Annotated in this window: 6 protein-coding genes and 2 tRNA genes; all 8 read left to right on the forward strand. The window is 56.8% G+C overall.

Annotated elements, in window-relative coordinates:
• Positions 1-748 (forward strand): metal ABC transporter solute-binding protein, Zn/Mn family (locus CW267_RS29190; RefSeq protein WP_101148701.1); only part of this gene is annotated, 748 nt, incomplete at its 5' end.
• A 138-nt stretch (positions 749-886) separates the two neighbouring features.
• Positions 887-1,384 carry a nicotinamide-nucleotide amidase gene (gene pncC, locus CW267_RS29195; protein ID WP_012540790.1) on the forward strand — a complete coding sequence of 166 codons (498 nt, stop codon included), beginning with the start codon at positions 887-889 and terminating at the stop codon, positions 1,382-1,384.
• A gap of 90 nt (positions 1,385-1,474) precedes the next feature.
• Complete coding sequence (recA, locus tag CW267_RS29200; protein ID WP_004205686.1) at positions 1,475-2,533, forward strand: recombinase RecA; 1,059 nt, start codon at positions 1,475-1,477, stop codon at positions 2,531-2,533.
• Between the two features lie 70 nt (positions 2,534-2,603).
• Positions 2,604-3,104 carry a recombination regulator RecX gene (gene recX / locus CW267_RS29205; RefSeq protein ID WP_008806152.1) on the forward strand — a complete coding sequence of 167 codons (501 nt, stop codon included), beginning with the start codon at positions 2,604-2,606 and terminating at the stop codon, positions 3,102-3,104.
• A 251-nt stretch (positions 3,105-3,355) separates the two neighbouring features.
• Complete coding sequence (gene alaS, locus CW267_RS29210) at positions 3,356-5,983, forward strand: alanine--tRNA ligase (RefSeq protein WP_008806151.1); 2,628 nt, start codon at positions 3,356-3,358, stop codon at positions 5,981-5,983.
• Between the two features lie 364 nt (positions 5,984-6,347).
• Entirely contained in the window at positions 6,348-6,533 is a 186-nt protein-coding gene (csrA, locus tag CW267_RS29220) for a carbon storage regulator CsrA (protein ID WP_000906486.1), read from the forward strand.
• A 322-nt stretch (positions 6,534-6,855) separates the two neighbouring features.
• Positions 6,856-6,948 (forward strand) — tRNA-Ser (locus CW267_RS29230).
• 4 nt (positions 6,949-6,952) lie between these two features.
• A tRNA-Arg gene (locus CW267_RS29235) sits at positions 6,953-7,029 on the forward strand.
• Positions 7,030-7,176: the final 147 nt, after the last annotated feature.

The raw sequence follows: 7,176 nt of genomic DNA on the forward strand, positions 1-7,176 counted from the left end.
TGTCCATGTCGATACGCTGGTCGGCCCGGACGGCGATCCACACACCTTCGAGCCCTCGCCGAAAGATAGTGCGCTGCTCAGCAAGGCCGACGTGGTGGTGGTCAACGGCCTGGGGCTGGAAGGGTGGCTGGATCGTCTGATTAAGGCCTCTGGTTTTAAGGGCGAGCTGGTGGTGGCCTCGAAAGGCGTCAAGACCCATACCCTTGATGAGGATGGCAAAACGGTGACCGATCCCCACGCCTGGAACAGCGCGGCGAACGGTGCGTTGTATGCGCAGAATATCCTCGATGGTCTGGTGAAAGCCGACCCGGAAGATAAAGCGGCGTTGACCAGCAGCGGCAAGCGCTATATCGAGCAGTTGACGAATATCGACGGCTGGGCGAAAGCGCAGTTCAGCGCCATTCCGCTGGCAAAGCGCAAGGTCCTGACCAGCCATGACGCCTTCGGCTATTTTGGCCGCGCTTACAATGTGACATTCCTCGCGCCACAGGGGCTCTCTTCAGAGAGCGAGGCCAGCGCGGCGCAGGTGGCGGCGCTGATTAAGCAAATCAAAGCCGATGGCGTCCATACCTGGTTTATGGAGAACCAGCTTGACCCGCGGCTGGTGAAGCAAATCGCCAGCGCGACAGGCGCCCAGCCGGGGGGCGAACTCTATCCGGAGGCGCTCTCCGCACCGGGTGGCGTCGCGGATAGCTATGTGAAAATGATGCGTCATAACGTGGCGCTGATCGCCGCCAGCATGAAGTAATCGTGCGATTTATCATCCCGGCGTCGCCGGGATGATTCATTTTGGATGTCCCCTCGTAAATTCCACACCTCGTCCCCATATCTCTGTGGAAAGTGCTATCTTTGATGGCCTCTTTATCCAGACCAAAGCGGGGCGATAATGACCGATTCAGAATTAATGCAGCTAAGCGAGAAGGTGGGCCGGGCGCTGAAGGCGCGCGGTGCGACGGTGACCACGGCGGAATCCTGCACCGGCGGCTGGATAGCGAAAGCGATCACCGATATTGCCGGCAGCTCAGCGTGGTTTGAACGCGGCTTTGTGACCTACAGCAACGAAGCCAAATCGCAAATGATCGGCGTCAGCGAAGCGACGCTGCGGGACAACGGCGCAGTGAGCGAACCGGTGGTGGTCGAGATGGCGATCGGCGCACTGCGCGCGGCGCGCGCGGACTATGCCATCTCCGTTAGCGGCGTCGCCGGGCCGGATGGCGGCAGCGACGAAAAGCCGGTCGGCACGGTGTGGTTTGGTGTCGCCAGCGTGAGCGGGCAAGGCGTGACGCGGCGCGAATGCTTTGCCGGAGACCGCGAAGCGGTGCGTCGTCAGGCGACGGCCTATGCGCTCAATCTGCTCTGGCAACAATTTCTACAAAACACTTGATACTGTATGACCATACAGTATAATTGCCTCAACTGAACAAATATTAACGGCGAAGCGAACACGCTTCACCCTGCATGATTAGGAGTAACAATGGCGATCGACGAAAACAAACAGAAAGCGTTGGCGGCTGCACTGGGCCAGATCGAAAAGCAATTCGGTAAAGGCTCCATCATGCGCCTGGGTGAAGACCGTTCTATGGACGTAGAAACCATCTCCACCGGCTCGCTTTCTCTGGATATTGCGCTCGGCGCCGGCGGTCTGCCAATGGGCCGTATCGTCGAGATCTACGGGCCGGAATCCTCCGGTAAAACCACCCTGACGCTGCAGGTTATCGCCGCAGCGCAGCGTGAAGGTAAAACCTGTGCGTTCATCGATGCCGAACACGCACTGGACCCGGTCTATGCGCGCAAACTGGGCGTGGATATCGACAACCTGCTGTGTTCTCAGCCGGATACCGGTGAACAGGCGCTGGAAATCTGTGACGCGCTGGCGCGCTCCGGCGCGGTTGACGTTATCGTCGTCGACTCCGTGGCGGCGCTGACGCCGAAAGCGGAAATCGAAGGCGAAATCGGCGATTCTCACATGGGTCTCGCGGCGCGTATGATGAGCCAGGCGATGCGTAAGCTGGCGGGTAACCTGAAGCAGTCCAACACGCTGCTGATCTTCATCAACCAGATCCGTATGAAAATCGGCGTAATGTTCGGTAACCCGGAAACCACCACCGGCGGTAACGCGCTGAAGTTCTACGCCTCCGTGCGTCTGGACATCCGCCGCATCGGCGCGGTGAAAGAGGGCGACAATGTCGTCGGCAGCGAAACCCGCGTCAAAGTGGTGAAGAACAAGATCGCCGCGCCGTTCAAACAGGCTGAATTCCAGATCCTCTACGGTGAAGGCATCAACTTCTTCGGCGAGCTGGTTGACCTGGGCGTGAAAGAGAAGCTGATTGAGAAAGCGGGCGCCTGGTACAGCTACAACGGCGACAAAATTGGTCAGGGTAAAGCGAACGCGATCACCTGGCTGAAAGAGAACCCGGCGGCGGCGAAAGAAATTGAGAAGAAAGTTCGCGAACTGCTGCTCAACAACCAGGACTCTACGCCGGACTTCGCCGTTGACGGCAACGACGCAGAAGAAACGGAACAAGATTTCTGATATCGTCTAACAGAGTGATAAAGGGCTGCTTATGCGGCCCTTTTGCATTTTTTAGATTATTGAGGTGCCTGTGACTGAACCTTCATCACGCCGCTCCGGCTACGCCCGCCTGCTGGACCGCGCTATCCGCATTCTGGCCATGCGCGACCACAGCGAACAGGAGCTGCGGCGCAAACTGGCTGCACCAGTAATGAGCAAAAATGGCCCCGAGGCGCTGGACGTCACCCCCGAAGAGCTGGAGCAGGTGGTTGCCTGGTGTATCGAAAACCGCTATCTCGACGATCACCGTTTTGTCGGCCAGTTCATCGCCAGCCGGAGCCGCAAAGGCTATGGCCCGGCGCGCATTCGTCAGGAGCTCAGCCAGAAAGGGATTGCCCGCCAGGACGTTGAACAGGCGATGCGCGAATGTGATATCGACTGGGTGAGCCTTGCCAGGGAGCAGGCGCAGCGTAAATACGGCGAACCGTTACCTTCCGCCTTTACTGAAAAAGTGAAAGTTCAGCGATTCCTGCTTTACCGCGGCTACCTGATGGAAGATATCCAGGAAATCTGGCGAAATTTTGCAGATTGACCCATCGGGGATTTTACTTCGCCGTAAAGAAAACTTATCTTATTCCCACTTTATTCCGTCGGGCCGCTGGTTGTGACAGTACAGACAGCGTCCAGGGCGATTATTCCTTATACACAAAATCATTCAAGCTGCATCAGGGCGGCAAGAGAGAACATCTTCTGGAACGCACGTCAGTTCGGTGCCGGGAGAGCAAGCGCAGCCAGGACAGAGGCGACTTGAAGGATGACGTGTAGCTTGATTTCAGGATAATTATGAGCAAGAGCACCGCTGAGATCCGTCAGGCGTTTCTCGACTTTTTCCATAGTAAGGGACATCAGGTAGTTGCCAGCAGCTCCCTGGTACCGCACAACGATCCAACCCTGCTGTTTACCAACGCCGGGATGAACCAGTTCAAGGATGTCTTCCTTGGCCTCGATAAACGTAATTACTCGCGCGCGACCACCGCGCAGCGTTGCGTGCGTGCGGGTGGTAAACACAACGATCTGGAAAACGTCGGTTACACCGCGCGTCACCACACCTTCTTTGAAATGCTGGGCAACTTCAGCTTTGGCGATTATTTCAAGCAGGATGCCATCAAATACGCATGGGAACTGCTGACCGGTGAAAACTGGTTCGCCCTGCCGAAAGAGAAGCTGTGGGTCACCGTCTACGAGACCGATGACGAAGCGTTCGACATCTGGGCTAACGAAGTAGGCGTTCCGCGCGAGCGTATCATCCGCATCGGCGACAACAAAGGCGCGCCGTTTGCTTCTGATAACTTCTGGCAGATGGGCGACACGGGTCCGTGCGGCCCGTGCACCGAAATCTTCTTTGACCACGGCGATCACATCTGGGGCGGCCCTCCGGGAAGCCCGGAAGAAGACGGCGACCGCTACATCGAGATCTGGAACATCGTCTTCATGCAGTTCAACCGTCAGGCTGACGGTACCATGGAGCCGCTGCCGAAGCCGTCCGTTGATACCGGTATGGGGCTGGAGCGTATTGCCGCCGTGCTGCAGCACGTTAACTCCAACTATGATATCGACCTGTTCCGCGATCTGATCGCCAGCGTGGCGAAAGTCACCGGCGCCACCGATCTGACGAACAAGTCGCTGCGCGTGATTGCCGACCACATTCGCTCCTGTGCATTCCTGATTGCTGACGGCGTGATCCCGTCGAATGAAAACCGCGGCTACGTACTGCGTCGCATCATTCGCCGTGCGATCCGTCACGGCAACATGCTGGGCGCGAAGGACACCTTCTTCTGGAAACTGGTTGCCCCGCTGATCGCCGTGATGGGTTCCGCCGGTGAAGAACTGAAACAGCAGCAGGCTCAGGTTGAGCAGGTACTGAAAACTGAAGAAGAGCAGTTCGCCCGTACTCTGGAGCGCGGACTGGCGCTGCTGGATGAAGAGCTGTCGAAGCTGAAAGGCGACACGCTGGATGGCGAAACGGCCTTCCGTCTGTACGACACCTACGGCTTCCCGGTCGACCTGACGGCGGACGTCTGCCGCGAACGCAACATTAAAGTTGACGAAGCTGGCTTTGAGGCCGCCATGGAAGAGCAGCGCCGCCGCGCGCGCGAGTCCAGCGGTTTCGGCGCTGACTATAACGCGATGATCCGCGTTGACGGAGTCTCTGAATTTAAAGGCTACGATCATCTGGAGCTGAACGGCAAAGTGACTGCGCTGTTTATCGACGGTAAAGCGGTGGATAGTGTCAGCGCGGGCCAGGAAGCGGTAGTGATCCTCGACCAGACCCCGTTCTATGCGGAGTCCGGCGGCCAGGTGGGCGATAAAGGCGAACTGAAAGGCGCAGGCTTCTCCTTCGCCGTCAGCGACACGCAGAAGTACGGTCAGGCCATTGGTCATATCGGTAAAGTCGCCAGCGGTTCTCTGAAAGTGGGCGACGCGGTGCAGGCCGATGTGGACGAGGCTCGCCGTCAGCGTATCCGTCTGAACCACTCCGCGACGCACCTGATGCATGCGGCGCTGCGCCAGGTGCTCGGCACCCATGTAGCGCAGAAAGGCTCGCTGGTTAACGATAAAGCGCTGCGCTTTGACTTCTCGCATTTCGAAGCGATGAAGCCGGAAGAGATCCGTGCAGTCGAAGATCTGGTCAATGCGCAGATCCGTCGTAACCTGGCTATCGAAACCAACATTATGGATATCGATGCCGCGCGCGCATCCGGCGCCATGGCGCTGTTCGGCGAGAAATACGATGACCGCGTCCGCGTGCTGCAGATGGGCGACTTCTCCACCGAACTGTGCGGCGGGACTCACGCGGCGCGTACCGGTGATATCGGCCTGTTCCGCATCACCTCTGAGTCCGGTACCGCCGCTGGCGTGCGCCGTATCGAAGCGGTAACCGGCGAAGGCGCGATAGCCATGCTGCACGCGCAGAGCGATCAGCTCAGCGATATCGCACAGCTGCTGAAGGGCGACAGCCACAATCTCGGCGAGAAAGTTCGCGCCGCGCTGGAGCGTACCCGTCAGCTGGAAAAAGAGCTGCAGCAGCTGAAAGAGCAGGCTGCGGCGCAGGAGAGCGCAAACCTCTCCAGCAAAGCGGAAGAGATTAACGGCGTTAAGCTGCTGGTCAGCGAGCTGGCCGGCGTGGAGCCGAAGATGCTGCGTACCATGGTTGACGATCTGAAGAACCAACTGGGTTCGACGGTTGTGGTGTTGGCTACGGTCGCAGACGGTAAAGTTTCCCTGATTGCCGGTGTGTCTAAGGATGTGACAGATCGCGTGAAGGCAGGGGAGCTGGTTGGTATGGTCGCTCAGCAGGTGGGCGGTAAAGGGGGCGGTCGTCCGGATATGGCGCAGGCCGGTGGTACCGATGCGTCTGCTCTCCCTGCAGCGTTAGCCAGTGTGAAAGGCTGGGTCAGCGCAAAACTGTAATAACTATAAACGCCTATACCCTAAATAATTCGAGTGGCTGGAAGGCGGCGACGCAGCGAATCCCCAGGAACTTACTCAAGTAAGTGACTGGGGTGAGTGAGGAAAGCCAACACACAGGCAACTTGAAGTATGGCGGGTATAGGTGCCGTAACCTCGGGGAAACGGCACCTTGCGTCATAAGTACTGATAACGATAAAGTCGGGTTGAAATTGTGTATATCGGCTAAACTTAGGTTTAACAGAATGTGATGCCATGACTGCCTTATACCGCAAGGTATTTGTCATCGCTTACTTTTTGGCGTTATATGATGGATAATGCCGGGATACGAGAGACCCGACTCTTTTAATCTTTCAAGGAGCAAAGAATGCTGATTCTGACTCGTCGAGTTGGTGAGACCCTCATGATTGGAGATGAGGTCACTGTGACAGTTTTAGGGGTGAAGGGTAACCAGGTTCGTATTGGCGTAAACGCCCCTAAAGAAGTATCTGTTCACCGTGAAGAGATCTACCAGCGTATTCAGGCTGAAAAATCCCAGCAGTCCAGTTACTAAGGTTTCCGCGCCTCGCTGTTCAGTGAGGCGCATCCCTTCCCGCCGTTATTTTTGCCTTTTTCACTTTTTCCCCTGCGCAATACCGGTTTTCATCACCCTTTGCCGCTTTGGCTGTTTGGCGTTATGCCAGCGCCAGGTCTGATTTCCTGTTGATAAATTGCCCTTTTTGCCGTTTTTGCACGCGAATTGCGTGCGAAGTGTGCAAACGGAAAAAGGTCTCGAAAAAGTGTTTGACTTATAAGTACCAGAAAGTAATATGTGCGCCATCGCAGCGACGAAGAGCAGAAACAAGTTCTTCGAAGCACTCGAAAGAGGCGTGTGTGGTGAGGTGGCCGAGAGGCTGAAGGCGCTCCCCTGCTAAGGGAGTATGCGGTCAAAAGCTGCATCCGGGGTTCGAATCCCCGCCTCACCGCCATTTTGCATCCGTAGCTCAGCTGGATAGAGTACTCGGCTACGAACCGAGCGGTCGGAGGTTCGAATCCTCCCGGATGCACCATCTTCTTTCTGAATTAAGAGAGAAGAACGCTGTGAAAGCAGCGGCCCGCAGTGCGAGGCATAATCGAGTCACTCTACCGATTAGGCCATCATACTCAGTGTGGCAGGTGTTAGTTGTGACACTGACGCGTAGTAAAGCAAGTTTCCC

Origin of the sequence: Klebsiella sp. X1-16S-Nf21 (genome assembly GCF_002837615.1) — a bacterium.
Classification (GTDB): domain Bacteria; phylum Pseudomonadota; class Gammaproteobacteria; order Enterobacterales; family Enterobacteriaceae; genus Klebsiella; species Klebsiella variicola.